This is a genomic window from Pseudomonas sp. S30 (assembly GCF_016518545.1).
Classification (GTDB): Bacteria; Pseudomonadota; Gammaproteobacteria; order Pseudomonadales; family Pseudomonadaceae; genus Aquipseudomonas.
The window spans coordinates 62241-89145 of sequence record NZ_JACVTO010000017.1; the positions used below are offsets into that span (position 1 = coordinate 62241).

The 26905-nt window shown below is 64.3% G+C and carries 21 protein-coding genes and 1 pseudogene; 5 read left to right on the top strand and 17 right to left on the bottom strand.

Annotated elements, in window-relative coordinates; translation table 11 throughout:
* Window positions 1-106 precede the first annotated feature (106 nt).
* From IAE34_RS18225 to secB, 3 genes are read left to right on the top strand one after another with little or no spacing between them, the layout of a single operon-like run.
* Window positions 107-520 (top strand): rhodanese-like domain-containing protein, encoded by a 414-nt coding sequence (locus tag IAE34_RS18225; protein ID WP_200140373.1) that lies wholly within the window; start codon window positions 107-109, stop codon window positions 518-520.
* Window position 521: 1 nt separating this feature from the next.
* Window positions 522-776: a glutaredoxin 3 gene (gene grxC, locus IAE34_RS18230; protein ID WP_200140374.1), complete on the top strand. Its 255-nt coding sequence runs from the start codon at window positions 522-524 to the stop codon at window positions 774-776.
* A 39-nt stretch (window positions 777-815) separates the two neighbouring features.
* On the top strand, window positions 816-1298 hold the full coding sequence (secB, locus tag IAE34_RS18235) for a protein-export chaperone SecB (protein WP_200140375.1): 483 nt from the start codon (window positions 816-818) through the stop codon (window positions 1296-1298).
* Window positions 1299-1369: 71 nt separating this feature from the next.
* Here the strand turns inward: secB and IAE34_RS18240 are convergent, their stop codons facing one another.
* Window positions 1370-1813, bottom strand: a complete 444-nt coding sequence (locus tag IAE34_RS18240) for a hypothetical protein (protein ID WP_200140376.1) — start codon at window positions 1811-1813, stop codon at window positions 1370-1372.
* 78 nt (window positions 1814-1891) lie between these two features.
* Complete coding sequence (locus IAE34_RS18245) at window positions 1892-3991, bottom strand: TonB-dependent receptor (protein WP_200140377.1); 2100 nt, start codon at window positions 3989-3991, stop codon at window positions 1892-1894.
* Window positions 3992-4086: 95 nt separating this feature from the next.
* On the opposite strand from IAE34_RS18245, the gene IAE34_RS18250 reads away from it, so the two are divergent.
* Both IAE34_RS18250 and IAE34_RS18255 read left to right on the top strand, forming a co-directional pair.
* Window positions 4087-4275, top strand: coding sequence for a hypothetical protein (locus IAE34_RS18250; RefSeq protein ID WP_200140378.1), 189 nt, complete (start codon window positions 4087-4089; stop codon window positions 4273-4275).
* 195 nt (window positions 4276-4470) lie between these two features.
* Entirely contained in the window at window positions 4471-5790 is a 1320-nt protein-coding gene (locus IAE34_RS18255) for an OprD family porin (protein WP_200140379.1), read from the top strand.
* Window positions 5791-5874: 84 nt separating this feature from the next.
* Here IAE34_RS18255 and IAE34_RS18260 read toward each other — a convergent pair whose 3' ends face one another.
* From IAE34_RS18260 to tssA, 15 genes and pseudogenes are all read right to left on the bottom strand, one after another.
* Entirely contained in the window at window positions 5875-7011 is a 1137-nt protein-coding gene (locus tag IAE34_RS18260) for an ankyrin repeat domain-containing protein (protein ID WP_200140380.1), read from the bottom strand.
* Window positions 7012-7120: 109 nt separating this feature from the next.
* Complete coding sequence (locus tag IAE34_RS18265) at window positions 7121-8257, bottom strand: ankyrin repeat domain-containing protein (protein ID WP_200140381.1); 1137 nt, start codon at window positions 8255-8257, stop codon at window positions 7121-7123.
* Window positions 8254-9189: pseudogene (locus tag IAE34_RS18270) on the bottom strand (RHS repeat domain-containing protein); the annotation flags it as partial. The pseudogene IAE34_RS18270 and the gene IAE34_RS18265, both read right to left, overlap by 4 nt.
* Window positions 9190-9352: 163 nt before the next feature.
* Complete coding sequence (locus tag IAE34_RS18275) at window positions 9353-10144, bottom strand: hypothetical protein (protein WP_200140383.1); 792 nt, start codon at window positions 10142-10144, stop codon at window positions 9353-9355.
* Window positions 10141-14493, bottom strand: coding sequence for an RHS repeat-associated core domain-containing protein (locus IAE34_RS18280; RefSeq protein ID WP_325101000.1), 4353 nt, complete (start codon window positions 14491-14493; stop codon window positions 10141-10143). Before IAE34_RS18280 ends, IAE34_RS18275 begins: the two co-directional genes overlap by 4 nt.
* A gap of 60 nt (window positions 14494-14553) precedes the next feature.
* Window positions 14554-14988 carry a DcrB-related protein gene (locus IAE34_RS18285; protein WP_200140385.1) on the bottom strand — a complete coding sequence of 145 codons (435 nt, stop codon included), beginning with the start codon at window positions 14986-14988 and terminating at the stop codon, window positions 14554-14556.
* Window positions 14989-14999: 11 nt separating this feature from the next.
* Window positions 15000-16937 carry a type VI secretion system Vgr family protein gene (locus tag IAE34_RS18290; RefSeq protein WP_200140386.1) on the bottom strand — a complete coding sequence of 646 codons (1938 nt, stop codon included), beginning with the start codon at window positions 16935-16937 and terminating at the stop codon, window positions 15000-15002.
* Between the two features lie 23 nt (window positions 16938-16960).
* Window positions 16961-19636 (bottom strand): type VI secretion system ATPase TssH, encoded by a 2676-nt coding sequence (gene tssH, locus IAE34_RS18295; protein ID WP_200140387.1) that lies wholly within the window; start codon window positions 19634-19636, stop codon window positions 16961-16963.
* Window positions 19629-20678 (bottom strand): type VI secretion system baseplate subunit TssG, encoded by a 1050-nt coding sequence (gene tssG, locus IAE34_RS18300; protein WP_200140388.1) that lies wholly within the window; start codon window positions 20676-20678, stop codon window positions 19629-19631. The genes tssH and tssG overlap by 8 nt, the downstream gene beginning before the upstream one ends.
* The gene (gene tssF / locus IAE34_RS18305) at window positions 20642-22504 is read right to left on the bottom strand and encodes a type VI secretion system baseplate subunit TssF (protein ID WP_200140389.1); all 1863 of its coding nucleotides are present in this window, start codon (window positions 22502-22504) and stop codon (window positions 20642-20644) included. Before tssF ends, tssG begins: the two co-directional genes overlap by 37 nt.
* Window positions 22501-23016, bottom strand: coding sequence for a type VI secretion system baseplate subunit TssE (gene tssE, locus IAE34_RS18310; protein ID WP_200140390.1), 516 nt, complete (start codon window positions 23014-23016; stop codon window positions 22501-22503). The genes tssF and tssE overlap by 4 nt, the downstream gene beginning before the upstream one ends.
* A 95-nt stretch (window positions 23017-23111) precedes the next feature.
* Complete coding sequence (locus IAE34_RS18315; RefSeq protein WP_200140391.1) at window positions 23112-23600, bottom strand: Hcp family type VI secretion system effector; 489 nt, start codon at window positions 23598-23600, stop codon at window positions 23112-23114.
* Window positions 23601-23725: 125 nt separating this feature from the next.
* Window positions 23726-25219: a type VI secretion system contractile sheath large subunit gene (tssC, locus tag IAE34_RS18320; RefSeq protein ID WP_200140392.1), complete on the bottom strand. Its 1494-nt coding sequence runs from the start codon at window positions 25217-25219 to the stop codon at window positions 23726-23728.
* Window positions 25220-25229: 10 nt separating this feature from the next.
* Entirely contained in the window at window positions 25230-25745 is a 516-nt protein-coding gene (gene tssB / locus IAE34_RS18325; RefSeq protein WP_029613826.1) for a type VI secretion system contractile sheath small subunit, read from the bottom strand.
* A gap of 56 nt (window positions 25746-25801) precedes the next feature.
* A complete protein-coding gene (gene tssA, locus IAE34_RS18330) occupies window positions 25802-26833 on the bottom strand; it encodes a type VI secretion system protein TssA (protein ID WP_200140393.1) in 1032 nt (343 codons plus the stop codon).
* Between the last annotated feature and the right edge of the window lie 72 nt (window positions 26834-26905).

Consider the following 26905-nt stretch of genomic DNA (forward strand, 5'->3'; position numbering starts at 1 on the left):
GACCGGCGCGCCGCGCAGATGCATTTCGCGCCGGCCGGGCGGGCTTTGGCGGGCCTGGGTGGCTGTGTATACTGGCCGGCATTTTCAATCGCCTGGAACACCCCTGATGGTTGCTCACCTGATTCAATTTGCGACAGATCACTTCATCCTGGTTGCGATCTTCTTCATTCTGCTGATTCTGCTGCTGGTCAACGAGATCCGCCGCGGCGGTCAGAGCCTGAGCAATGGTCAGCTGACCGCGCTGGTCAACGCCGACAAAGGCGTGGTGATCGATATCCGTGCCCCCAAGGACTACGCGGCCGGGCACATCGTCGGCGCCGTGAACATCCCCCAGGACAAGGTCGCCAGCCGCATGGGCGAGTTGGACAAGCACAAGGACAAGACCCTGATCATCGTCGACGCCATGGGCCAGCATGCCGGCACCGTGTGCCGCGACCTGCTCAAGGCCGGCTACACCGCCGCCAAGCTCAGCGGCGGCGTGTCCAGCTGGAAAGCCGACAACCTGCCCCTGGTGAAGTGATATGCAACCGGTCATCGTCTACTCCAGCGACTACTGCCCCTACTGCATGCGCGCCAAGCAACTGCTGGCGAGCAAGCAGGTGGCCTTCGAGGAAATCCGTGTCGACGGCAAGCCACAGCTGCGCGCCGACATGACACGCAAGGCCGGCCGCACCTCGGTGCCGCAGATCTGGATCGGCGACACCCATGTCGGCGGTTGCGACGACTTGTTCGCCCTGGAGCGTTCGGGCAAGCTCGACGCCCTGCTCGCGGGCTGATTCACGCCCCTTTCCACCCATTTCAGAAAAGGATCTGCCATGACTGACCAACAGACCAACGGCGCTGCCGAAGAGAACAGCCCGCAATTCTCGCTGCAGCGCATCTACGTGCGTGACCTGTCGTTCGAGGCGCCCAAGAGCCCGCAGATCTTCCGCCAGCAGTGGGAGCCGAGCGTTTCGCTGGACCTGAACACCCGTCAGAAAGCCCTGGAAGGCGACTTCCACGAAGTGGTGCTGACCCTCTCGGTCACCGTCAAGAACGGTGACGAGGTGGCGTTCATCGCTGAAGTGCAGCAGGCCGGCATCTTCCTGATCTCGGGCCTGGACGCGCAATCGATGAGCCACACCCTGGGCGCGTTCTGCCCGAACATCCTGTTCCCGTACGCCCGCGAAACCCTGGACAGCCTGGTCACCCGTGGTTCGTTCCCGGCGCTGATGCTGTCGCCGGTGAACTTCGACGCGCTGTACGCCCAGGAGCTGCAACGCATGCAGGAATCCGGCGAGGCGCCGTCGCTGCAGTAACCGCTGCGCTGGCCCACGAAAAAGCCCCTCGGGTCGATCCCGAGGGGCTTTTTCGTTTGCGCCGTGTCGTCTCAGCCGAACTGCTTCTGCTGTTGCTGCTGCCTGGCCACCGCTTCGGAGGCCGACACGTAGGCGTCCTGGAATTCGTCGCTCTCCAGCCAGGCCATGGTGGCGGCTTCGTCGGCACCGTCGAGCCAGGCGCGGTAGGCGGTGAACACCAGCACGATGTAGTCGGTGGCGTGCTCTTCCTTGTGGCCCTTGAGCACCAGCGCCAGCAGCGGGTCGACCAGGAACACCGAGATCATCGCCACCAGGCCGGTCTCCTGGGCTTCTTTCATCTTCTCGAACAGCGCGTCGTAGCTGCCCGACTCCATGGCCTTGCTGTACACCTGCTCGACGCTGGTGCTCTCGCCGGTGCTGGCCTTGACCGCCTGGCCGCTGCGCACCATGCGGTTCTGCTTGGCCTTGGAGGCGGCGCGCTTGGCGCGTTTTTGCTGCTTGGTGTTCGAAGCCATGCTGTGAATCCTTGGGACGAGTTGGCAAAAACGCGTATTGAAGCCTAGTGCCGGCGTTCTGGATAGAGCCTGGGTGTATCAGAAACTGTAGGTGCCACTCACCACCAGGCTGCGCGGGTCGCCGAACTGGATCTGCGCGGCGCTGGTGGCCGAGGCGTAGTAGGTCTTGTCGGTGAGGTTGTACAGCGCCGCGCGTACGTCCCAGTCACGGGTACGGAATCCGCCCAGGGCGTCCCAGCGCGCATAGCCCGGCAGCAGGGTGGTGTTCTGGTTGTCGGCATAGCGCTGTCCCACCAGGGTCACGCCGGTTTCGCCATACCAGCCCAGCTCCGGTTTCCAGGTGAGGAACAGGCTGGCGTTGCGCCGGGCCACGTTGCTGACGCGGTTGCCTTGCAGGCCGTTGTTGTCCTTGACGATGGTGGCGTCCTGCACGCCGATGCCGCCACGCAGGTACCAGTTGCCCACCACGTTGCCCTGGGCAGTCACTTCCACGCCACGCGAACGCTGCAGGCCGGTGAGCACGGTGAGACCGGGGTCGTTCGGGTCGCTGGTACGGCGGTTGTAGAGTTCCAGCTCGTAGACGGCCAGGGTGGTGCTCAGGCGGTCGTCGAGCCAGTCGCTCTTGAGGCCCACTTCCTTCTGGCGGGTATTCTCCGGCCCGGTCTCGTTGGCGTTGCCGGCTGCACCAGGGGTGATGCCGATCAGGCCGCCGCCCACGGGCGAGTAGGTCTTGCTCCACGAGGCGTAGAGCGAGTGGTCCTGCCAGGGCGAATAGACCACGCCGAGTCGGGGGCTGGTGCTGTTGTCGTCCTGTTTTTCGGAAATGCCGCGCAGCCGGTTCTGGGTCTGCACCTCGAACTGATCGAAGCGAAGGCCGGCCAGGACCTGCCACTGGTCGTTCAGGCGAATCTGGTCCTGAAGGTAGACGCCACGGCTGTCGACCTCGGTGTGGTTGTAGCTGGACGCCACCATGGGACCATTGTGCTGCAGGTGGCGGTTGGGACGGTTCAGGTCCAGGGCGGGTACGGCCTGGCCGCCGGCGGCTACGGTGCGGGCGGTGTACAGGCGTGGGTCGCGGCGCTGGTTGCCGAACTCGACCCCCAGCAGCAGCTTGTGCTCCAGCCCCCAGGTGCTGACATCACCTTCGGCCTCGAGGTTGTTGAACAGGTTGCGGGTGTTCATGTCCTGCTGCCAGCGCTGGCGGGTGACCCGGTTGGTGCTGGCGGTGTAGCCGGTCAGGTAGGTGTTGTCGAATTCGCTGTCCAGGGTGAACAGGCTCAGGGTATGGCGCAGTTGCCAGTTGTCGCCGAGCTGGTAGTTCAGTCGCGAGCGCAGCGACTGGGCGCGGTCGTCGATGAAATCGCGCTGCGTGTCGCCATAGGTGGTGCTGCGGCCGACATCCGCCGGGCGCCCCGCGACGCCGGGGACGCCGCGGTCGGGCGTGCGGTTGTAGCGGCTGTATTCGTATTGCACCAGCCAGTTCAGCTCGGGGCTCAGCTGCCAGCTCAGCGAGGGCGCGAACAGCTGGCGACTGCCATCGACGCCATCGCGAAAGCTGTTGCTGTCCTGGTTGCCCAGGTTCAGGCGCACGCTGATGTCATCGTTGAGGTCGGCGCTGAGGTCGGCGTACAGGCTGCGCAGGTCTTCGCTGCCGCCCTGGACTTCGACGGTGGAGCGGCGACCATGCTCGGGAGCCTTGCTCACCCGGTTGACGATGCCGCCCTGGCTGCCGCGGCCATACAGCACCGCTGCCGGTCCCTTGAGCACCTCGATGCGCTCGATGTTGTGCAGGTCGCGCACGTACTGGCTGTCGTCGCGCACGCCGTCCAGGTAGAAGTCGTTGCTGGCATCGAAGCCGCGAATGCGCAGACTGTCGAAGCGCGTGTCGGCACCGCTGCTGACGTTGGGAATGCCTTCGAGGGCCTTGCCCAGGCTGTTGCTGCCGTAATCCAGGACATTGGCAGCCTTGACCGTGTCGATGGCCTGGGGCACGTAGCGCACGGGCGTGGAGGTGCGTGTGGCGGTGCTCACCTCCTTGACGCGGGGGTTGTCACGTTCGCGTTCGCCGTCGGCCGAAATGGAAATGTCCGGCAGGGTGGTGGCGGCGCTGGCCAGGCTGGCGCTGAACAGGAGGGAAACGCCCAAGGGCATGGAAGGCAGGTAGCGAGGGGCACGCATGCAGTGGCATCCGACAAGTGGTCGATAAAGGGATGCGAATGGTAATGCTTGCTATTTGCTATTGCCTGGCTATTTGTAAAGACCCGGGACGACGTATGTATCAATTTGTAACTAAGCGTTCAGGTGTACCCGACCTGAATGCGGGATCCACTTGGCAGATGTTTCAATCGCTACCGCCTGCGTTGAAACAGAAGGAATACCTGGCAACGCCGCCACCCGCACTGTTTTACACCAGCGCGCAACGAGAATTTGGTTATATCAACCTGCATTTCACGTTTTTTTGACATCCCTGCGGACTCGCAGCTAGGATTCGGCCTCTACGCCTGCCGGCCATCCCTTGGCCGAGCGCCGGACGGGGTGCGCGACCTGTGAAAGGCGCGTCGCCTGCGGTTTGGATACACGCGTCGAACCTACGAAGGGGCGTTGGTTCCTGGCGTTTACATCGCAGAGCGTTCTGATTCAGTAATAAGGAAAACAACATGTTGAATACAAGGATCAGCCTGGTTGCGCTGGCACTCATCGCCGCCACCCAGGCCCAGGCCAACGACCAGGCCGAGAGCAAGGGTTTCATCGAGGACAGCCACGCCAACGTCCTGCTGCGCAACGCCTTCATCAACCGTGACAAGAAGCACGGCGACAACGACCAGTCCCAGTGGGGCCAGGGTGTGATCGCCAACTTCTCTTCCGGCTTCACCCAGGGCACCGTGGGTGTCGGCGTCGATGCCTTCGGCCTGTACGCCCTGCGCCTGGACGGCGGCAAGGGGCGCAACGGCGGCGGCGGTATCGACTTCTTCAAGCGTGAGAACACGCCGAACGCCGAAGGCCGCAGCGACGCGGCGAACGACCTGGCCCGTGCCGGCGGTGCGGTCAAGTTCCGCATTTCCAACACCGTGCTCAAGTACGGTGACCAGATGCCGGCGCTGCCGGTGCTGCAGTACGACGACTCGCGCCTGCTGCCGGAAAGCTTCACCGGTACCCTGATCACCTCCAAGGAGATCAAGGGCCTGGAACTGAACGCCGGCCGCTTCACCCAGGAAGCGCGCAAGAGCGCCCAGCACCGTGACAGCGGTGGCCTGAAGTCGATCAACGTGCTCGGCGGCAGCTACAAGTTCACCGACAACTTCACCGCGTCGCTGTACACCGCCGACAACGAAGACGTCATGAAGCGCCACTACCTGGGCCTGAACTACGTCTTCCCGATCGCCGCCGACCAGTCCCTGACCCTGGACTTCAACGGCTACAAGTCGGACATCGACAGCAAGTACGTGCGTGAAGCGGGCCTGAACGGCGACCGCAACACCATCTGGAGCCTGGCAGCCACCTACGCCTACGGTCCGCATTCCTTCACCCTGGCGCACCAGCGCAGCACCGGCAGCACCGGCTACAACTACGGCTGGTACCAGAACCAGGGCGGCGTCGGCGATGGCGGTTCGACCATCTACCTGGCCAACTCCTACTGGTCCGACTTCAACGCCGAGGACGAGCGTTCCTGGCAGCTGGGCTACGGCCTGGATTTCAGTGCCTTCGGCATCCCGGGCCTGACCTACAAGGTCGCCTACGTGGTGGGTGACAACATCAACACCCGTACCGTCGACACCCCGCAGGGCTGGGGCGAGGGCAAGGAGCGCGAGATCTTCAACCAGGTGCGCTACGTGGTCCAGGAAGGCCCGGCCAAGGACCTGTCGATCAAGCTGCGCGGCTCGTTCCTGCGCACCAACGACGCGGTTCGCCGGAACGGCTACAACGACGACGGCAACGAAGTACGCGTGTTCGTCGAGTACCCGATCAGCATCTTCTGATCTGGCCTGGCGTCACCCGCAGCCCCGGCATTTGCCGGGGCTGTTTCGTTTTACGGCCAAGGTTGCGAGGGGGCGAACCCACCGCTACGGGTTTGGCAACGTCAGGGCCAGTGTCTTCCAACTGCCCTTGCGCTTGCGCTCGATCAGTGAGGTCAAGGCCTTGCCGGTCGGACACTTGGTGAAGGCCACCGGGGCCAGTGTCAGCAGGTAAACGCTGTCCGGTGTGGGTGTTCGACTGTCCGCCGCTTTGTTCCAGGGCTTGTCGACCGTCAGCAAGGCGTCGGCCTTCTCGGGCCAGGCCAGGTCGGCGAATCGCGGGTCGCTGCGCAGGATCAATGTGCCTTCACTCAGCGGCGCCTCCTCGAAGGTAAGCGCAGCCAGGCGCTCCAGCAGGCTGACCGGGAAGCGACGGGCCGCATCGTCGGGGATTCCGGCCTGAGGTAGGGGCCACTCGCCTGGCAGGCAAAGGCACAATTCGGTCATCGGCGTGGCCTGGTACAGGCCAGTGGTGAACAAGAGCTTGTGGGTGGTCTTGCCGTCGATCAGGCTGATGTGCAGGTCGATGCGCGAGTCGTCGGTCGGGGGCGAAAAGGCGGCGGGCAGCACCTGCCCAAGGGTCTGGTCGACGAAGTTGACCAGGGTATGCGCTGCACTGTCTTCGACGGTGGTCTCGGGATCCTGCGTGCCGTGGGCGCCGTTGTCTTGCAGCAGCCGCTCGGTGCTTGGGTGGCCCCACACACGCGTTGCGTCCAGAGGGCTTCTGTTGAGGTAGAGGTGCAGCCGATCAGGGCGTGCGCCTCGCTCAAGCAACAGCGTCACCACTTCGTCGTGGCCACCTTGGGCGGCTGCGTACAGGGGCGGGCGCACACTCCAGGGCGAGCCGTCTGGCCAGGCACCTGCGTCCAGTAGGCATGTGCACGTTGCCAGATCGCCCTCGCTGGCTGCCAGTGCCAGCGCGGTTGCGTGGCCGCCATCGATGAAGGTTCGATTCGGCTCCAGGCCTGCGTCCAGCAATAGCGCGCAGATTTCGTGCTGGCTATTTCGGGCCGCGATGTGCAGTAGGCTTTGCTCGTCGTCCTTGCCGTAGCGGGGCAGGGTCAGCAGATCCGCATGTTTCTGCACGAAGGCACGTACTTTCGAAACCTTGCCCTCTGCGATGTCCTCGTACAAGCGACGCAGTTCGGCTTCGTGCTGTTCGAAGAGTGGCTGGGCGTCCCTCATTTGCTGAGTTCTCCTGCTGTAAATACTTTGCTCAACTCGGAAATTTACAGACGCTCGAAGACTTTTTTGGCCAAAGCGACGCTGTGGGTCACATGGCCTGAATCGACCGCTATGGGTTTGGCAACGTCAGGGCCAGTGTCTTCCAGCTGCCCTTGCGCTTGCGCTCGATCAGTGAGGTCAAGGCCTTGCCGGTCGGACACTTGGTGAAGGCCACCGGGGCCAGTGTCAGCAGGTAAACGCTGTCCGGTGTGGGTGTTCGACTGTCCGCCGCTTTGTTCCAGGGCTTGTCGACCGTCAGCAAGGCGTCGGCCTTCTCGGGCCAGGCCAGGTCGGCGAATCGCGGGTCGCTGCGCAGGATCAATGTGCCTTCACTCAGCGGCGCCTCCTCGAAGGTAAGCGCAGCCAGGCGTTCCAGCAGGCTGACCGGAAAGCGTCGTGCCGCATCGTCGGGGATTCCGGCCTGAGGCAGGGGCCACTCGCCTGGCAGGCACAGGCACAATTCGGTCATCGGCGTGGCCTGGTACAGGCCAGTGGTGAACAAGAGCTTGTGGGTGGTCTTGCCGTCGATCAGGCTGATGTGCAGGTCGATGCGCGAGTCGTCGGTCGGGGGCGAAAAGGCGGCGGGCAGCACGTGCCCAAGGGTCTGGTCGACGAAGTTGACCAAGGTCTTCGCTGCACTGTCTTCGACGGTGGTCTCGGGATCCTGCGTGCCGTGGGCGCCGTTGTCTTGCAGCAGCCGCTCGGTGCTTGGGTGGCCCCACACACGCGTTGCGTCCAGAGGGCTTCTGTTGAGGTAGAGGTGCAGTCGATCGGGGCGTGCGCCTCGCTCAAGCAACAGCGTCACCACGTCGTCGTGGCCACCTTGGGCGGCTGCGTACAGGGGCGGGCGCACGCTCCAGGGCGAGCCGTCTGGCCAGGCACCTGCGTCCAGCAGGCATGTGCATGTTGCCAGATCGCCCTCGCTGGCTGCCAGTTCCAATGCAGTGGAGTGACCATCGTCCAGGCAGGTCCGGTTGGCATCCAGACCTGCGTTGAGCAGTAGGGCGCAGATTTGGGTCTGGCGGGCACTGGCGGCCATGTGTAACAGGCTTTGCTCATCGACTTCGCCGTAGCATGGCAGGGTCAGCAAGTCGGAATACTTCTCCGCAAAGGCGGCCACCTTTGCCAGTTTGCCTTCAGCAATGTCTTCATACAGTCGATCAAGTTTGGTTTCATGCTTTTCGTAGAGTTTCTGCGCTTCGTTCATTTGTTGATCGTTCCCCCTCTGAAGGCTTTGCCCAATCTGGCGAGCGCTCGCTCCACGGCTGGCGTCCCTTTTGCATCGGCTTTCTGAAGGCGCTCGTAGACTTTCCTGGCCGAAGCGACGCTGTGCGTCCCACGGCCATTCTCCGCCCAGGTGAAATTCTTCAAATCCGTATTCAGGTCGATCTTGTGCTTCTTCATGATCGCCTGGGCATTGAGGATGTAGTCGCGATTTTCCTGCTTCCAATTTCGCGGTGCATATTCGCGAACGATATGGTGGCGATGCGGCCGGACCATGTTGGTCGGTTTGGTCGCATCCAGCTTCGCCATGTCCTTTTGGTTCAGCCTGCAGACCTCCAACCCTAGCGGATCGATCCAGGTCGCGGGTGTCGGAGCGTACTGATACAGATTCAAACCGCCCGCCAGACCAATCGGATCAGGCTGTGTGAAACGGCCGATATCCGGGTCGTAGAAGCGGAAGGTGTTGTAGTGCAGGCCTGTTTCTCGATCCAGATATTGGCCTTGCATGCGCAGGTTCTGTTCCTGGGCGAGGCCGTCCTGGCGAACCTCCTGCACGGTGTTGCCCCACACCTGGTAGCGGGCCTGCCACAGCAGCTGGCCGGTGTCGTCGCTCAGGCGTTCCGGCAGGCCGTTGAGGTCATTCTGGTAGTGGTGCACCCGCTGGTGAGGGCCTGTGCCCTCGATGCGCGCCAGAGGCTCATGACTGTCCTGGTCGTCATAGAGATAAAGGCTGTGCTGGCCATGACGGACTTCCTCCAGCAGGCGGTAGCCATCCCAGCCGAAGCGCGAAAGGCCCAACTGGCGCCCCGTCTCGTCGAATTCGCTTTTTTCGATACGCCGACCCAAAGGGTCGTAGGCCATGCGCACGATTCGCTCGCGGCCGTGGTTGCGGCTGCGCACTTCGATCAGGCGATTTGCCACTAAACCGGTCCACAGCGCCGCCCTTTTCATCTCCGCCAGAGATGTTCGCGACGGGTTTGCTTGCGCTCTTCGATGTGCTCAAAATCGGAAAAGCTCACTGGATCCGAGGTTGGCCTGTGCTGACTTGATCGGGGAATCCCTGGGCTTTAGTGTGTGGCTACTGCGCCAAAAGTTCGGGATACTCGCCGAACCAGTACGTCATAGCCTTGGAGTTCATGCCGTACTCGCCTCTCCAGAAGTCCACCGGATAGCTCCAGTCCGAGGAGCGCGAGCTGCTGGGCGATAGGCCCTGATTGGTGAAGCGCTGCAACAGCCCTGGGTGCTCAGGCGTTTGCAGAATGCCGCAATGTCCGAGCAACTCAATGAAGCTGCGTGCCTCTTCGTCGGTCATCTTCACGCCTTTGAGCTTGCGTAACGACTTGAGCAGGTCCTTGGGCCTGGCATTGTCAGGTAATTCGCGGATCATCTGAAAGATGCTGCTCAAGAGCGGTAGCGTGGCGGGGGGCGAAGCTTCGGTCGCTGCTGCCTGTTGCAGGAAGTACGCAATTTGAGCGATGTCCCCGCTGAGTACAGAGCCGCACTGATAACGGATTCTGTTCAATTTGACGAAGTCTACTTCCAGCGGATCGAATGCGCTGCATACCTGACAGTTGTACTGGTTGGTCACCGTGAATGGATGATCGGGAAAGTGCGTGGCACTGGCCAAGGCAGAGAGGGCCGCACGCAGCTCGGCTCGGTTGTTTTCCACGCCCTCCAGGAACATCCGCACAATATGTGCCTTGTCGGCCTCGGCACGTGCCTTGAGCAACCATTGGACGGCATCATCGTGGGAAATATCCCTGGCATCTGGTGCAAGACCTGCGTCCTTGAGTACCGGGTCGATCGGGCCGCCCTTCCTGTAGGCTTTCAAGGCCTGACGGATAGCAGCCAGTTGCTCGCTCTGGGTCATTTTCCACATGTCCTCGTATTAGGCTTCTTGGGAGCAGGTTTCTTGTCGAGTACCGCTAACTCACTGACATTTTCAACCCCTGCCTTTCGCAGGAAGGTATTGGCTGAGTCCCTCATCCCTTGACCGCGCTCGGTCAGGGCCTTGGCATCCGAGATGCCGTTGATCTTGTTACCACGTACTTCCGGGCTCTTGCGCCCCAAAAGCGTGTTCTCACGGATCCCCGCATCTTCGATTCCCCTGACCACGTCCTTAGGGGTGCCATGCGGCGTGACCTGGTTGATCTGATCACCATATTTGAAGCGAGCGCCATCGCTTCCCGTGGTCTTGCCATGTCGACGCATCACGTCTTCGAGGGTGGCGTTGTCTGACGCTCGTCCGTGATAGTAGGCCTTGCCTTCTCTGTCTGTGAGAATGTAGTTCCAGTCCAGGCCGTGCGGATCAATCCATGTGAGGGGGTTCGGCGCATACCGATAAAGGTTGATCCCGCCCTGCAGACCTATTGGGTCTGGCTGGGTGAAGCGGCCCGTCTGTGGATCGAAGTAGCGGAACAGGTTGTAGTGCAAGCCCGTCTCGCGATCCAGATATTGACCTTGAAAGCGCAGGTTCTGCTGCTCCGCGAACTGACTGTCGCTGCGCTCGGACAACGTGGCGCCCCACGCCCGGTAATCGCACTCCCATAGGGTATGACCATCGACATTGCTCAGTTCCACGGGCTGGCCATTGAGATCGTTCTGGTAGTAACGCACGCGCTGGTGCTCACCACTGCCGTCGATCCGGGCCAAGGGCTCGTATCCGTCCGCATACAAGTACAGCGTCGCCTGTCCATTGCGTGTTTCGCCTAGCAATTGCAGCCCGTCCCAGACGAAGGCCGTGCTGGCGAGCAATTGGCCCCGATCGTCGTACTCGTCCTTGCCCACGCGCCGGCCCAGCGGATCGTAGCGCATGCACACACGACGCTCGCGGCCGGGTGTCCCTCCACGCACCTCATGCAACCGGTCCTGTGCATCGTAGCGGCAGACCTGCAAACCGTGTTGAAGGCTGCGACGCTCGACCATGCGGCCGAACCCGTCGTACCTGTAGCGTTTGTCCTGATAGCTGAGCAACTGATTGTGGCGGATCAGTGCGCCTGGCGTGTCGCTCAGGTTGCCGGCAGGGTCGTAATGAAAGACCTCCATCTGTCCGGCAACGTCCGATTGGCAGGCCAAGATTCGACCGCTGGCATCATGACCCTGAAACATGTGCTGATCCCTGCCCGGGCGTTGGAAGTAGCGCGCTGCCAGGTTATCCAAGTCATCGAATTCGAAGCGTTGTTGCCATGACGCCGGGCCATGCCCTGCCATATGTGCATCGCGCCTGAGTCGGGCGCGAAGACGTCCGCAGCGGTCATATTGTAGCGTGGTGATGACGCTGCCCTGGCTGCGGCTGGTCTCGCGGTGCAGCCGATCACGTTCGAAGTCGCAGATCACCAGACCATCGAGATTGATCTGGTGCAAGTGCCCGCTCCCATAGTAGAGGCGGTTGATCGTACGACCGTCCGATAGCTGGGTCTGAATCAGGTTTCCCAGTGGGTCATAGCGATGCTGAAGTGCGCCGCCGTCGGACACCTCAGCGATGCGTTGGCCCACGGCGTCGTACTCGTAAGCCACCTGCTGCATCTCGCCGAGCGTATCGGTGAAGGTAATCGCCAGTAGTCGATCGAGCGCATCGTAGCGGTAGTCGGTGGACCCATCGTCGGTGTGGTAGCCCACTAGGCGTCCTGCGGCGTCACGCAGGCAGTGATGACGAATTGGCGCTTCTTGACTTCCGGGCGTGGGTTGCCAATCCAGTTCCAGCAGCGCGCCGAGGGCGTTGTAACGGTAGCCCTGGCTACTGTCGTCCAGGTTGTATTGACGAACCATGCGATCGCCCGTGTCCCATTCGAAGCGGTAGCGTTCACCGTTTTCGTTGATCAGGCTCACTGGTCGGGCGAAATCGTCGTACTCCAGCAACACGCGGCGCCCGATCGGATCGCGATGCTCGACCAACTGGCCGTGCGCATCGTAGCGATACAGCGTCTGGTGCCCGAGCGGATCGCTGTAGGTCGAGAGCAGGCCTGCATTGTTGTAGCTGTAGCGATGCACACGGCCGTCCGGTTCGACATGCTCGATCACCTGGCCCAGCAGATTGTGTCGATAGGTGCTAACGTCGCCACAGGCGTTGATGAGGCTTATCAAGTGGCCATAGGGGTCATATTCCAACCGCGTGCGGTATCCGGAGCAGTCCACCTGCTCCACTAACTGGCCCAATGTATTCCAGCGCTGCTGACGGACGTGCCCTAGTGCGTCCTCATGGGCGATGACTTGTCCGTGTTCGTCATAGTGATAGTGGGTGACGTGTCCGAGTGGATTGGTCTGGCTGATGCAGTTGCCCCGCTGATCGTAGCGGTATTGCCAGCGGTTGCCTGCGCGGTCGAGTTCCTCGCGCGGCAGGCTCCAGTGTTCCAGCCAGAGGGTCGATTCACTGCGGCCCAAGGGATCAACGGTTTCAGCCAGATTGCCAGATTCGTCATAGAAGAATTGCCAGCTACCGCCTAGCGGATCTGTGGCACCGAGCAGTTGGCGGTCATCATTCCATTCGAACGTCCAGCAGTTGCCCTGGGTATCGGTGTAGCGCAGTACTTGGTACTGCGCGTTCCACTGGCGGCTGCTTGTACGACTCAGGTGATCCGTCACTTCAGTGAGCCCGGCGGCAATGTCGTAGCGCAAGTGATAGCGCTCACCTTTGTCGGTCCAGTGGCATACGACCCGGTCGCCATCCTCGTACGTCGCCCATTCGTAGAAACAACGCAGTCCGGCGGGTGTCAGGTGCTGGGTCAGGCGTCGCTGCTGATCGTAGGCGAAGCGGCGCTGTACCTGGTCGAGCGAGTTGCGCACTTCGCTGAGGTCGCCGTAGTTATCGTAGTCGTAACTGGCAAGGATCTGGATGCTGCCGTCTTCTAGCACACGCTCAATGCGTCCGACCCTTCGTGGCCAGCGCGCGTGCGCAAGCAGCGAGATCCGTACGCGGTCGAAGGTGTCGCGCAACTGTGTCAGGCGGCCCTGATCGTCGTAATCGAGGTAGATTCGGTTGTCGTTACGATCGCCTAGCGTGCTCAGGCGCAGCAGGCTGGCGTCCTCCGGTGCCGGCTCGAACAGGCGGTACAAGCCGCTGCTGATGTCTTCGATCAGTAGCTCACCATTCTGGGCGCGTCGCACGCTTATGCCCTCTCCGGCGCTGAACACAGCATCGCCCAGCGCAATCTGCCCCATGTCGATGACCCGTGCCTGCTCGTCCTGATAGAGCAGGCGATCAGCTTGGATGCGCACCGAGACTTCGTAAGGCACGCTCCAACTTGCACCGAACAATCCGTCTCGACGCTCGTCCCGACTGTTGTAATAGCGTTGCCAGTCGATGGGCAGCAGAGTTGGCAGCGCAAAGTCCATGTCCATCGGGCCAGCCAGGATCTTGGCGCCGGTCGGTGCGTGTACCGGGTTGGGTGAGCCCGCCATGGCGCGGGTCAGGGCACTGGTCACTTCGCTGGTCACCAACGAAGTCACGCCGCCCACCAGCATGCAGCCAAAGCGGCTGTAGAACTTGCCGCCGCGGCCGCGCAGCATCAACAGGGCAGTGATCGCCAGGCCGATTCCAGGGGTCTTGCCGCTGCGGATTTCCCGAACCACGATAGGTTCGCCGCCAATGCGCACATTGTCGGAAATCGAGCCCGCATCGACGATAACTGCTTCGCAAGTGCTGCGGTCGCCACTGCGGCAGGCCGGATGACCGTTGATCAGTACCTTGCTCGAACCTTCCGCCAGATACTGGGGTGGCATTGACGGATGCTTGCTGCAGAGGACCTTGTCGTCCTCGGCCTGTTGCGTATTGGCCGCCGGACTGGCGACGGTCGGCCGCCATATCTGCGAGAAGAAGCCTTTGGCCATGTCGAGGAAAGTTTCTTCCTGCTCTGCGCCTGCCTCAGCCTCGGGGGCCGCTGCCATTGGTTGTGCAGGGCCGGTGACGATACCGGCTGCGCGCGCGGCGCGTTTGCCATTGGTCCTGGTATTGATCGATCCTGTGAGAATCTCGGCTTGTACGCTCGGCGGAAACAGGGCGTTGCCGATGCCCTCGCATAATCGGCTCAGCCCTGTGTCGGCCCCAGTCTTAGCCATGACCACCCCGACTATCAGACCCACCACGGCCCCCAGCACGAAGCATCCAAGCCCTCCGGTGGCGACGGTAATGCCCAGCGCTGCCGCCACTGCAGCGGTCGCCAGCGCCCCGATGGCCACGTTGGCCGCCACTTCCAGCACGCCCCCGACGATGTCGGCCATCATCGAGGTGTGCATCAGCGCGTCGCCCTCGCGCGCGGCCCAGAATGCGTCCGACATGCCGGTTCAGCCCAGGTTGTCGAAGTCGAGCGACTGCTTGATGGCGGCCCAGTGCGACGCCTCGGCCTCACCCAAGGGCGAGGGTTTGACGTAGCTCAGGGCGAACATTTTGCGCGTACCCGGCAGCACCAGCGCCAGTTGGTACTGGTAGACCTTTTCCTGACCCTTGCTGAACTGGCTGCTCAGCTCGATGGCCTCGATGTCCTGCGCAGCGCCCACCTTCACTGGCTGAGCTGGCTGGAATTGCAGGTCCTTGACCTGCTGTTGCAGGCGCTGCAACTGACCGTCGAAGTTGCTGTGCAGGGTTTCTCCGTCCTCTAGCAGGCTGCGGCTGATGACCAGCGAGGTGCCCAGCGCCTCGAAGCGCAGGATGTTGATGCTGGTGTCGCGGACCTCGGTGTTGGGCAGCGCCAGGCGGAATTCGTTGAGGCGGTAGTTCATGAAAGGTCTCGTTACTTGCCTGAGTTCGGAAAGAGGGCTTTGACCGCGTCGTCGATGTCCTTCTTCACACCTTGTTTGTCCGGTGAGGTCTGGGCGCCGCTTCCGACATTGAGATCCAGGGTGCCATCTGTGTTGATTTCCCCGTCTTTACTCGCGTGGAAACTGAATTGCTCGCAACTGATGTTGATTTGGCCGCTGGCGTTGAGCTCGATCACGCTTTTGCCACACACAAGGCGCAGGTTTTCGCCCACCTCGATCAGATAGCGGGTGCTGACGCTATCGGTCTTGCTGGCGCCCACCATCAGCATGTCGTCACGGCGCACCGCCCTGATTCGGTCCATGCCGATGGTGATGGTTTCCATCATGGCCACCGTCTGCACCCGGCTGGCACCCACCGACAGCGTCTCGTTCTGTTCCACCACCGTGTCCATGTTGCGCTCGGCGTGCACGTACAGCTGCTCCTGCCCGCGCTTGTCTTCCATGCGAATCTCGTTGAAGTTGGCCGGGCTGCCGCCTTTGCTCGAACGGCTCTTCATGCCGCTCTGGGTGGCACTGCCGGGCAGGTCGTAGGGCACGGTCTGCTCGGCGTTGTACACCCGTCCGGTGATGATCGGCCGGTCCGGGTCGCCCTCGAGGAAGCTCACGATCACTTCCTGGCCGATGCGCGGGATCTGCATCGAGCCCCAGTTCTTGCCGGCCCAGGCCTGGGAAACGCGGATCCAGCAGGAGCTGTTCTCGTTGGACTGGTCGTGGCGGTCCCAGTGGAAATGCACCTTCACCCGGCCATACTGGTCGGTCCAGATTTCCTCGCCGGACGGCCCGACCACCACGGCGGTCTGCGGTCCCTTGACCAGGGGGCGCAGGGTGCTGCACACCGGGCGGTAGCTCTGCTGCGCATCGATGCAGCTCAGGGTGCTCTCGAACTGCGCCGCGCCGCTGCCGCCACCGGTTTCCAGGCGCTCCTGGACCACGTAGTAGCGCGCGGCGACGATCAGGTATTCGCGGTTCTGGTCCTGGCGCGAGAAGCCGCTGAGGCTGAACAGGTGGCCACTGCCCAGACCACGGGCGTTGCCACGCAGCTCGACGCGCTCGTGCAGGCTCTGCAAGGATTCCAGGCGCGTGCGCGCGTAGTGCTCGCCATCCTGGGTCTGCTCGTAGGCGCCCGGGTAGTCGTACAGCGGGTAGTCGCCGGCCTGGTGCGGGCGTGGCATGGCCGAGCGCACGTCGATGCGCGCGCTAGGGCGCTGGAAGTCGTAGTCGTTGAGCTCCAGCGAGCCGGGCTGTACCTCCTGCGCCAGGTGCCAGTCGTTGATGTGGTCGCGTTCGCGGTGCTGGCCATCGGGCGGATAGAACGGCACCGACTCGTAGCCGGGCGCCTTCTGGTGCGCGCCGTAGGCATCGGCCAGCACCAGCACGTGACGCTCCTGCTCGTGGCGGAAGTAGTAGTAGATGCCTTCTTCTTCCATCAAGCGGCTGACGAAATCGAAGCTGGTCTCGCGGTATTGCACGCAGTATTCGCGCTCGCGATAGCTGCGGCTCAGGGCGTCCTCGAAGTCCGAGAAGCCTAGGTCGCGGAACACCTGCTTGATGATCTGCGGCGCGCTCAGGTGCTGGAAGATGCGGCAGTCGCTGGTGCGTGTCAGCAGCCACAGCCAGGGCCGCAGGGTCACCCGATAGCTGGCGAACTGGCCGCGGTCGACCGACTGGCTGCAACGCGCGACGATGCCGTGGAAATGCCGCGCGCCCATGCCGCTCAGTTGCAGCGACAGGCCCATGGGCTTGCCCAGCAACTGGTTCAGGTCGATGGCCGGATCGTCGCTGGTCAGTTGCAGTTCGTAGTCGAACAGCCGCCCCAGTTCCTCGCTGCCGCCCATCTCGGCGAGGATCAGCACGTTCGGCCCCAGCGGGCTGTTGATCTGCGCCAGGCGCGTGGTTTGCGTGAACAGCATGATGGATCCTGTGGGCGCGGGCCCTAGTGGGCCGCGCCGAAGTCGTAGTGCAGGTCGTTGTCAGGCGCGCTGATGTGCACACTGGCCAGTGGCTTGCCCTCGAGCAGGCGCGTGAGGAACTCGCGGCTCATGTCCGGCAGCAGGCCATTGGTCAGGATGGTATCGATCATGCGCCCGCCGCTTTCGGTTTCGGTGCAGCGCGAGACGATCAGTGCCACCACCGCGTCGTCGTAGCTGAAGCCGACCTTGTGGGTGGCCTCCACGCGCTTGCGGATGCGCTCCAGTTGCAGGCGGGTGATGGCCTGGAGCATGGCGTCGCTGAGCGGGTAGTAGGGAATGGTCACCAGGCGGCCGAGCAGCGCGGGTGGGAAGATTTCCAGCAGCGGCTTGCGCAGCAGGGTGGCCACGGCATCGGGCTCGGGCAGGGTCTGCGGGTCCTTGCAGATGTCGGCGATCAGCTCGGTGCCGGCGTTGGTGGTGAGCAGGATCAGGGTGTTGCGAAAATCGATCTGGCGGCCTTCGCCGTCTTCCATGACCCCCTTGTCGAACACCTGGAAGAAGATCTCGTGAACGTCCGGGTGGGCTTTCTCCACCTCGTCGAGCAACACCACGCTGTACGGGCGTCGGCGCACGGCCTCGGTCAGCACGCCACCTTCGCCGTAGCCCACATAGCCGGGCGGCGCACCCTTGAGGGTGGACACCGTGTGCGCTTCCTGGAATTCGCTCATGTTGATGGTGATCAGGTTCTGCTCACCGCCATACATGGCCTCGGCCAGCGCCAGGGCGGTCTCGGTCTTGCCCACGCCGGAGGTGCCGGCGAGCATGAACACGCCGATCGGCTTGTTGGGGTTGTCCAGCCCGGCACGGGAGGTCTGGATGCGCTTGGCGATCATCTTCAGCGCGTGGTCCTGGCCGATGATGCGCTTGGCCAGGTGGCTGTCGAGGTTGAGCACGGTCTCGATCTCGTTGCGCGCCATGCGCCCGACCGGGATGCCGGTCCAGTCGGCGACCACCGAGGCCACCGCCTGGTAGTCCACGGTGGGCAGGATCAGCGGGCTCTCGCCTTGCAGGGCGCTGAGGCGGCGTTGCAGGTCGACCAGGGTGGCGCGCAGTGCATGGCTGGCCTGGGTGTCCACGTCCTGGTCGACCACGCCCACCTGTTCGCGCAGGGTGGCGCGGGTGGCCAGCAGTTCATCGACCAGGGCCTTTTCCTCGGCCCAGCGGCCTTCCAGGCCCAGCAGCCGCTCGCGTTCCTCGGCCAGCAGGCCGTCGGCCTGGGCCTGGCGCTGCGCAGTGTCGACGCCGATGGCCGCCTCGCGGGCGATGATCTGCAACTCCACCTCCAGCGCCTCGATGCGCCGGCGGCTGTCGTCCACCTCGGCGGGCACCGCATGCAGGCTGATGGCCACGCGCGCGCAGGCGGTGTCCAGCAGGCTCACCGACTTGTCGGGCAACTGGCGCGCCGGAATGTAGCGGTGCGACAGCTTGACCGCCGCTTCCAGCGCCTCGTCGAGGATCTGCACCTGATGGTGTTTCTCCATGGTCGAGGCCACCCCGCGCATCATCAGCAGCGCCTTGGGCTCGCTCGGTTCGTCGACCTGCACCACCTGGAAGCGCCGGGTCAGCGCCGGGTCCTTCTCGATGTGCTTCTTGTACTCGGCCCAGGTGGTGGCGGCCACGGTGCGCAGGCTACCGCGAGCCAGCGCCGGCTTGAGCAGGTTGGCCGCGTCGCCGGTGCCGGCCGCGCCACCGGCGCCCACCAGGGTGTGGGCTTCGTCGATGAACAGGATGATCGGCTTGGGCGAGGCCTGGACGTCTTCGATGACCTGGCGCAGGCGCTGTTCGAACTCGCCCTTCATGCTCGCGCCGGCTTGCAGCAGGCCGACGTCCAGGCTGCGCAGTTCGACGTCCTTGAGCGCTGGCGGCACGTCGCCGGCGACGATGCGCAGGGCGAAGCCTTCGACCACCGCGGTCTTGCCCACCCCGGCCTCGCCGGTGAGGATCGGGTTGTTCTGTCGGCGGCGCATGAGGATGTCCACCAGCTGGCGGATCTCTTCGTCACGCCCGACGATGGGGTCGAGCTTGCCGCTGCGCGCCTGCTCGGTGAGGTCGACGGTGAAGCGCTTGAGCGCCTCCTGCTTGCCCATCGCCGCCGGCGCCACGGCGCCGCTGGCTTCGCCCGGCACGCCGGCATCGAAGCCGTCGTTGGCGGCCAGGCCATTCTCCGGCGAGTCGCCCACGTACTCGTCGAAGCGCTCGCTCAGGGCTTCGACCTTGAGCTTGGCGAATTCGCCGGACAAGCCCAGCAGCGCGTTGCGCAGGCTCGGGGTCTTGAGGATGCCCACCAGCAGAAAGCCGGTGCGCACCTGGCTCTGGCCGAACATCAGGCTGCCGTAGACCCAGCCACGCTCCACGGCTTCCTCGACCTGCGAGGACAGGTCGGTGATCGAGGTGGAGCCGCGCGGCAGGCGGTCCAGGGCATCGGTCAGGTCACGCGCCAGGCGCGCCGGCTCGACGTTGAACTGGCGCACGATGCGGTGCAGGTCGCTGTCCTGCAATTGCAGCAGCTGGTGCAGCCAGTGCACCAGTTCCACATAGGGATTGCCACGCAGCTTGCAGAACACCGTGGCGGCTTCGATGGCCTTGTAGGCGACGCTGTTGAGTTTGCCGAACAGCGCGGCGCGACTGATTTCACCCATGTTCCTGACTCCTTGTGCGAGGGGGTTCGGCCGATTGCTCGGCGTAGTAGCGGGCCAGCTTGAGGTCGTTGGCGTCCTGTGGCGGTTGGCCGAGCCAGGTGTCGAAGCCCAGGCGCCGGCCGGCGTCCAGGCGCAGTGCAGGCACCTGGTCGCGGGCCAGGATGAGGTTCAGGTCCCAGTCCAGCTCGTGGCCCTGGTACTCGGCCACCCAGGCGGCCAGCTCGATGAAGGCCTGCCCGCCCGGCAACAGCGCGTGGTACTGCGCCAGGCTCAACGGGCCCAGGCACAGGCGGAACTTGTGCTGGCGATCCCACACATGCCGGCCCAGGCACAGGTCCACGCCCAGGCGGTTGGCCTGCACGCCCAGGCGGCTGCGCTCGGGCAGCTCCAGCCATTGGCCGACATATTCCTCGATGCGCACGGGCACGTCGAAGTAGCTCGACAGGATGCTGCACAGCCCGTCCGGGTAGCGTGTCTGCGCTGCCAGATGGCCGGAGTAGTGCAGCTTGGCGGTGTGCGGCAGCGGGCCATGGTGGTGGAACTCGGGCTGGCCACGGCCGCTGAGGGCGGCCAGGCGCGCGGCCCAGTAATCGTCATCGGGACGGTCGTGGCTGACGGTCGGCCGAGCCTCGGCCCAGGCGCGATAGAACAGCGTCAGCAGGCGATGATGGAAGATGTCCAGGAAGCGCTTGCTGGTGTGGTCGGCGTGGTTGCGCTGGCGCTCGCGCAGGTATTCGGTGAGGTGCAGCGGCAGCGGGCCGTTGGGGCCGCCCAGGCCGAAGAAGAACTGCTCCAGGCGCGCCGGCCCGACCTCGCCCTGGCTGACCGAGGCCAGGGTGGCGGGGGCGAAGCTGCAATCCAGGCGCTGGCCCAGGCGTACCGGCTCGTCGGCCAGGCGCTGGGCGTGGCCGAAGCGCGGCAGCTCGGGGTGCTCGGCCTCCAGGCGCCGCAGCGCCTGGAAAAAGTCGAACGACCAAGGCTCGGCCTGCATCGCCTCGAGTATGTTCACAGGGTCGGCCTGCGTCCGGGCTGGGCTTTCCATCGCATGATCTCGCCGCGCTCGCGGGTGCGCAGCACGGTTTCGGTGAAGCTGTTGATGGACACGTAGCGGCTGAGGAAGCGCTCGAACACGGCCCCGAGCAGGAACACGCCGGTGCCGCGGAAGGCGTTCTCGTCGAATTCCAGGGTGATTTCCAGGCCGCGGCCGAAGACGATCGGCCCCGGCAACGGCAGGCGACGGGTGCAGGGCTTGGCGTTGACCTCGCGCAGCCCGTCGATCTGCAGGTGCAGGGCGCTGTCCTGGCTGTCGCCGTACAGGCGCAGCAGCTCGCGCAGGGCCGCGGCGCCCTGGCCCTGCTCGGTGAGCGACAGGTAGTTCAGCGACAGCTGGCTGATCAGCCGCCAGGCGCGGTTGTCGTGGGCGTGGCTGGCCTTGGGTCGGCTGGGGCCGGCCAGGCAGCGCACGGCCGAGACCGGGGCGCTGTCGGCCAGGCTGAAATCGCTGCGGCCATCGCCCACGCTCATGAACAGCGGCAGGTCGCGGTTGCTGCACAGGGCGCTGATGCCCAGCTGGCGCAGGTCATGCCGGTACGGTGCCTGCTGGCCATCGACCAGGCTGATGAAGGTCTCGCTGCCCATGTAGCTGGAGCGGGTGCCATTGCGCCGCTGTTCGCTGGACAGCACGCGCTGCTCGCGGCGCAGGATGTAGTAGGCCTGGTCACGACCGTAGCGCGAGGGGTCGCGCACGGCATAGAACGGCAGGAAGCTCTGGTCCACACCGGTGCCGTGGCCGGTGACGGCTTGCAGCGAATGGATCTCGAAGTCGGTGGGCCGGGTGCGGTCGGCGATCACATGGTGTTCGTGGACCTTGTCGGTCAGGTGAATACGGTCGACGCGACGTGGGAACAGGTTGATCGCCGGGGTGCAGAAGGGCACCAGGCGTTCGGCGCTGACGCTGCTCTCCAGGGTCGGGTCCAGGCGCTCGAACAGCACCAGCAGCTCCAGTTCCTGACCCTGGCAGCGCTGGACCGCGCGGCCCAGGCCGGCGAAGTCGACAAACAGGAAACGCTGCGGCAGGGCGAAGTATTCCTGCAGCAGGCGGTAGCCCTGGAATGCTTGCGGCACCACAGGCAAGGCCGCCTCGCTGTCGTCGAAGCCACAGGGGCGCAGGGCCTGTTCCAGCGGGATGCGCTCGACCCAGTCGGCGCCGGGCTGGCGCACGAACACCGCGCAGGCGCAGCCCAGCAGTTGTTCGTAGAGCCGGTAGGGCGTCTCGTCGGCGCCGTTGAGGTACAGCGGCAGGTGCTCCAGCGGCAGGCTGGAGAAGGGCATCTCGGCGCCGCTGCGCAAGGTCAGGCGCAACGCCGCACGGGCCTTGGGCTCGCTCGCGGCGAGGCGGCCGAGCACGGCGCCGGGGTTGCCGAAGTATTCGGCCCGGGCCACTTCGAGCGGCCACAGGGTGACGTCCTGGGTGCTGCGAAATTCACACGGCGTCTGCGAATCGCGACCCAGGTTGGCGCGCAGCACACTGCCGCGCGGCAGCGGGAAACCGGCGCTGAGCGAGCCTTCGTCCGGGTCGGTCTGCAACTGCACGATGGTCATCGACGGGGTCGGCGCCAGGTAGTGCGGGTAGGCGATTTCCAGCAGGTTGTGGGTGAAGGTCGGGTACTCGGCGTCGAGCTTGAACTGCACCCGCGCCGTCAGGTAGGCGAAGCCTTCGAGCAGGCGCTCGACATAGGGGTCGGCGCATTCGATGCCCGACAGCGTCAGGCGCCCGGCGATCTTCGGGTATTCCCGGGCGAATTCGGCGGCGCTTTCGCGGATGTGCCGCAGTTCCTGGTTGTACAGCTCCAGCAGGCGCGGGTTCATGAGCGTCTCCGACGATCGGCAGGGCCGACGCGCACCTGGCCGGACTCCAGGTCCAGGTCGGTCTGCAACAGCAGCGGCAGGGCGGCAGGCTGCGCCCAGAGATCGCCCTCGATCTCGAAGCTCAGGGCATTGGCGTTCATCTCGGCCGGTGCGGCCAGGGCCCGTACCCGCAGGGTGTGGGCGAGGATGCGTGGCTCGTAGGTGGCGATCGCCTGGTGGATGATGCGCTCGAGCGCCAGCAGGTCGATGTTGGTGGCGCAGTTGCCCGCCAGCGCCGGCAGGCCATAGTTGACCACCGAGGTGCCCGCCGGGGTGTTCAGGGTGTCATCGCTGTCCAGCAGCGAGGTGGTGTTCAGCAGCCAGGCCAGGTCGCGCAGTACCGATGCCTTGAGCTGGTGCAGGGACAGCACGCGCTTGTCCGGGGCTTCCTGCGGGTTGCCGGGATCATCGTCGGTCAGACGATCGAGCAACGAGGGTTGCAGGCGGTCTCGGGCGGCGATGTCGGCGACCACGGTCGGGGATTTCCTTGAGCGAGTGGGGAGGGGCGATCACGGCTGAACAGGCTCCTGCAAGGGGAGCCCGCCCGCGATCGCGCCCGGTCCTGCGATCAGATCTTGACGTTCTGACGCACGTTCCAGCCGTACTTGATCGCGCCGCCGTCCTTGGTGCCGTCGGCTTTCTGTGGCTGGTAGTCCACGGTGACCTTGGCGAAGTTCAGGGTGACGTTCTCGGTCAGGCGGTCATCGGTGCCCGAGCCACCAGTGCTCAGCGAGCTGATGATCACTTCCTCGAGGTTGATGATCAGGTACTCGACCTGGCTTTCGCCACCGGCCTTGCGCACGGTCAGCTTGACCTTGTCGATGTGCTTGCCGCTGGAGCAGTGGGCCATCAGGTTGGGGCTGGACTTGTCCACGTACTTGGTGATCGACAGGTCCTGGATGTTGACCTTGCCGGCACCGCCGCCGCTGCCCATGTGCATGTTGCCGGACTGGGACATGCCCCAGCTCCAGTTCAGCACGTCGATTTCTTCCTTGTGGGCCTTGTCTGCGGACTCGCCCTTGATGTCGCCGATCTTGATGAAAATGTCTACAGCCATGATGTCCTCGGTATTTCGCGTCGGTTGGCGTTCGTCGTGAGGTCGTACAGCCCTGGAAGCGCGGCGTCACCTGCCGCACACAGGTGACAGGCGGGCGACGGCGCCCCATGAGGGTTCAGCGTCGATCAGGCCCCTTTGGCCGATGGCAGCTTCGAGACCAGGCGCAGCGACACGGTCAGCCCTTCGAGCTGATAGTGCGGGCGCAGGTAGAAGCGCGAGTTGTAGTAGCCAGGGTTGCCCTCGATTTCCTCCACCACCACTTCGGCGGCGGCCAGCGGGTGCTGGGCCTTGGTGGTCTCGCTGGAGTGCGCCGGATCGCCGTCGACGTAGTTCAGGATCCAGTCCTGCAGCCAGCGCTGCATCTCGTCCTTTTCCTTGAACGAGCCGATCTTGTCGCGAACGATGCACTTCAGGTAATGGGCGAAGCGGCAGGTGGCGAACAGGTACGGCAGGCGCGCGGCCAGGTTGGCGTTGGCGGTGGCGTCCGGGTCGTCGTACTCGGCCGGCTTCTGCAGCGACTGGGCGCCGATGAAGGCGGCGAAGTCGGTGTTCTTCTTGTGCAGCAGCGGCATGAAGCCGTTCTTCGCCAGCTCTGCCTCGCGGCGGTCGGAAATGGCGATCTCGGTGGGGCACTTCATGTCCACGCCACCGTCGTCGGTGGGGAAGGTGTGCGCCGGCAGGCCTTGCACTTCACCGCCCGACTCCACGCCGCGGATGCGCGAGCACCAGCCGTAGTGCTTGAACGAGCGGTTGATGTTCACCGCCATCGCATAGGCCGCGTTGGCCCAGGTGTACTTGCTGCTGTCGGCGCCGTCGGTGTCTTCCTCGAAGGCGAACGCCTCCACCGGATCGGTCTTGGCGCCGTAGGGCAGGCGTGCCAGGAAGCGCGGCATGGTCAGGCCGATGTAGCGCGAGTCTTCCGATTCGCGCAGCGAGCGCCAGCCGGCGTATTCCGGGGTGGTGAAGATCTTGGTCAGGTCGCGCGGGTTGGACAGCTCCTGCCAGGAGCCCATGCCCATCACGGTCGGCGAGGCGGCGGCGATGAACGGCGCGTGCATCGAGGCGCACACTTTCGACAGCTCGCCCAGCAGCTCGACGTCCGGCGGCGACTGGTCGAAGTAGTAGTCGCCCACCAGGCAGCCGTAGGGCTCGCCGCCGAACTGGCCGTACTCTTCCTCGTAGAGCTTCTTGAACACCGGGCTCTGGTCCCAGGCGGTGCCCTTGAATTTCTTCAGGGTCTTGTGCAGGTCGGTCTTGGAGACGTTGAGCACGCGGATTTTCAGCTGCTCGTCGCTCTCGGTGTTGTTGACCAGGTAGTGCAGGCCGCGCCAGGCGCTTTCCAGCTTCTGGAAATCATCGTGGTGGATGATCTGGTTGACCTGAGCGGTGAGCTTGGCGTCGATGGCCGCGATGATCTGCTCGATCGAGCCGATGGCGTCGTCGGACACCAGGTTGGTCTGGGCCAGGGCCTGTTCGGCGAGGGTGCGCACGGCGCTTTCCACCGCTTCCTTGGCCCGCTCGGTCTTGGGCTTGAACTCCTGCATCAGCAGGCTGGCGAATTCGCTGGTCTGCTCGGTGCTGGCCGGCTGGGCCTGGTTGTCGCGCATCGTGTCGGTCATGGCGGGCTCCTCAGGCGCTCGGCTCGTTGTCGGCAGGTTTCGGGGCGCTGGCCAGGGCCTGCAGCAGGGCAGGGTCCTTGATGGCCTTGAGGATGATGTCCTCGGCGCCGGTCTTGCCGTCCATGTAGGTCAGCAGGTTGGCCAGCTGGGTGCGCGCCTCCAGCAACTGGTTCAGGGCATCGACCTTGCGCGCCACTGCGGCGGGGCTGAAGTCGTCCATGCTCTCGAAGGTGATGTCCAGGCTCAGGTTGCCGTCGCCGGTCAGCTCGTTGGGCACGTTGAAGGCCACGCGCGGCTTCATCGCCTTGAGGCGCGAGTCGAAGTTGTCGACGTCGACCTCCAGGAACTTGCGGTCGGCCACGGCCGGCAGCGGCTCTTCGGGCTTGCCGGCCAGGTCGGCGAGCACGCCCATGACGAAGGGCAGCTGGACTTTCTTCTCGGCGCCGTACAGTTCGACGTCGTATTCGATCTGCACGCGCGGCGCGCGGTTGCGCGCGATGAATTTCTGGGAGCTGTCTTTGGCCACGTGGTTCCTCCTGGTCGCCGCTGGGGCGCGTTCGTTCGTTGCGGCTGTCGGTGGTATCAGTCGTCCTGTGGCCCACGCAGGTTTTCGAACTGCGAAAGGCCATCGGGAATCAGGTCGCGCACGATGGTCGCGAAGTCGGCGTCGACCAGGTTCTTGGCCCGGCGCAGCAGTACCGGCAGCGGGCTGGAAGGTTCGTGGCGGGCGTAGTACTGAAGCAGCCGATCCAGGCATTGGCGTACGTCGTCGCGGCTGTTCACCTCGCCAGGGCGCGCGGCGGGGCGGGCGTTCGCGGCGCTGGCCGGCGTGGGCGGTGCATCCGCGTACGGCTGTGGGTCGGCCTCGGTCGCTGCGGCCGAAGGCGCGCCGCCTGGGGCGTAGTCGGCCAGCACTTGCTGGGCCAGGCGCAGCGGCTGCTTGAGCGCGCTCAGGTCCACGCCCGCGGCCGAACCAACCTGGTCGCTGACGCGGCGCTCGATGGCTTCGCAGGCCTCGCGGGCCTGGGTCAGTGCCTGGCGGGTCTGTTCGAGCTCGTCGGGGTCGGCATCGCGCAGGGCGGCGGCCAGGGCTTCGACGCTCAAGTCTTCGCTGGCGAAGTGCTGCAAGCCGGCGGCGTGCAGGGCGGCGCGCAGGGTCACCGGGCCGAAGGCGCGCGAGCGGGCCAGCACCGCTTCGCGCAGCAGCGCGATGTTGGGTTCGCAGGTAAGGCCGGCGAGGGCGTTGATGCGTACAGTGGGGTCGTTGTCGTCGGCGGCGTCCAGCTGCGGGTGCAGGTGCAGCCAGTATTCACCGAGCAGGTCGCGGATCAGCTCCAGGCTCGCGGCGAGGCCGACGAAGCCGTTCAGCGCGAGGTTGGACTGGACCAGGAAGTGGGTGATGCGCAGGTCCTTGCTACGCTCCAGCAGGCGCTCGCAGGACTGTTCGATGGCGCGCCACTGGGGCGGCTCGGCCGCTTGTACCGCATCGCCCATGACTCGCTCCGGACGCCCTTGGGCATCGCGTTCGAGTTGCAGGAAGTCCGCATCGTATTCCAGGTCTTCACCGCACGGGAAGTCGTCTGAAACAGCGGCTAGCAGTACCTGGGAGTTCACCAGAAATCGATCTCCATATCGGCCCGTGGCGGGGCTCAGCAGAGGGTGCCGTCTACCGAAGTTGCAAATGTG

Bases quoted from the DNA above. Each gene is read 5' to 3' on its own strand.
- IAE34_RS18225 (WP_200140373.1), top strand. From the start codon at position 107: ATGGTTGCTCACCTGATTCAATTTGCGACAGATCACTTCATCCTGGTT.
- grxC (WP_200140374.1), top strand. From the start codon at position 522: ATGCAACCGGTCATCGTCTACTCCAGCGACTACTGCCCCTACTGCATG.
- secB (WP_200140375.1), top strand. From the start codon at position 816: ATGACTGACCAACAGACCAACGGCGCTGCCGAAGAGAACAGCCCGCAA.
- IAE34_RS18240 (WP_200140376.1), bottom strand. From the start codon at position 1,813: ATGGCTTCGAACACCAAGCAGCAAAAACGCGCCAAGCGCGCCGCCTCC.
- IAE34_RS18245 (WP_200140377.1), bottom strand. From the start codon at position 3,991: ATGCGTGCCCCTCGCTACCTGCCTTCCATGCCCTTGGGCGTTTCCCTC.
- IAE34_RS18250 (WP_200140378.1), top strand. From the start codon at position 4,087: ATGTATCAATTTGTAACTAAGCGTTCAGGTGTACCCGACCTGAATGCG.
- IAE34_RS18255 (WP_200140379.1), top strand. From the start codon at position 4,471: ATGTTGAATACAAGGATCAGCCTGGTTGCGCTGGCACTCATCGCCGCC.
- IAE34_RS18260 (WP_200140380.1), bottom strand. From the start codon at position 7,011: ATGAGGGACGCCCAGCCACTCTTCGAACAGCACGAAGCCGAACTGCGT.
- IAE34_RS18265 (WP_200140381.1), bottom strand. From the start codon at position 8,257: ATGAACGAAGCGCAGAAACTCTACGAAAAGCATGAAACCAAACTTGAT.
- IAE34_RS18275 (WP_200140383.1), bottom strand. From the start codon at position 10,144: ATGACCCAGAGCGAGCAACTGGCTGCTATCCGTCAGGCCTTGAAAGCC.
- IAE34_RS18280 (WP_325101000.1), bottom strand. From the start codon at position 14,493: ATGATGGCCGACATCGTCGGGGGCGTGCTGGAAGTGGCGGCCAACGTG.
- IAE34_RS18285 (WP_200140385.1), bottom strand. From the start codon at position 14,988: ATGAACTACCGCCTCAACGAATTCCGCCTGGCGCTGCCCAACACCGAG.
- IAE34_RS18290 (WP_200140386.1), bottom strand. From the start codon at position 16,937: ATGCTGTTCACGCAAACCACGCGCCTGGCGCAGATCAACAGCCCGCTG.
- tssH (WP_200140387.1), bottom strand. From the start codon at position 19,636: ATGGGTGAAATCAGTCGCGCCGCGCTGTTCGGCAAACTCAACAGCGTC.
- tssG (WP_200140388.1), bottom strand. From the start codon at position 20,678: ATGGAAAGCCCAGCCCGGACGCAGGCCGACCCTGTGAACATACTCGAG.
- tssF (WP_200140389.1), bottom strand. From the start codon at position 22,504: ATGAACCCGCGCCTGCTGGAGCTGTACAACCAGGAACTGCGGCACATC.
- IAE34_RS18315 (WP_200140391.1), bottom strand. From the start codon at position 23,600: ATGGCTGTAGACATTTTCATCAAGATCGGCGACATCAAGGGCGAGTCC.
- tssC (WP_200140392.1), bottom strand. From the start codon at position 25,219: ATGACCGACACGATGCGCGACAACCAGGCCCAGCCGGCCAGCACCGAG.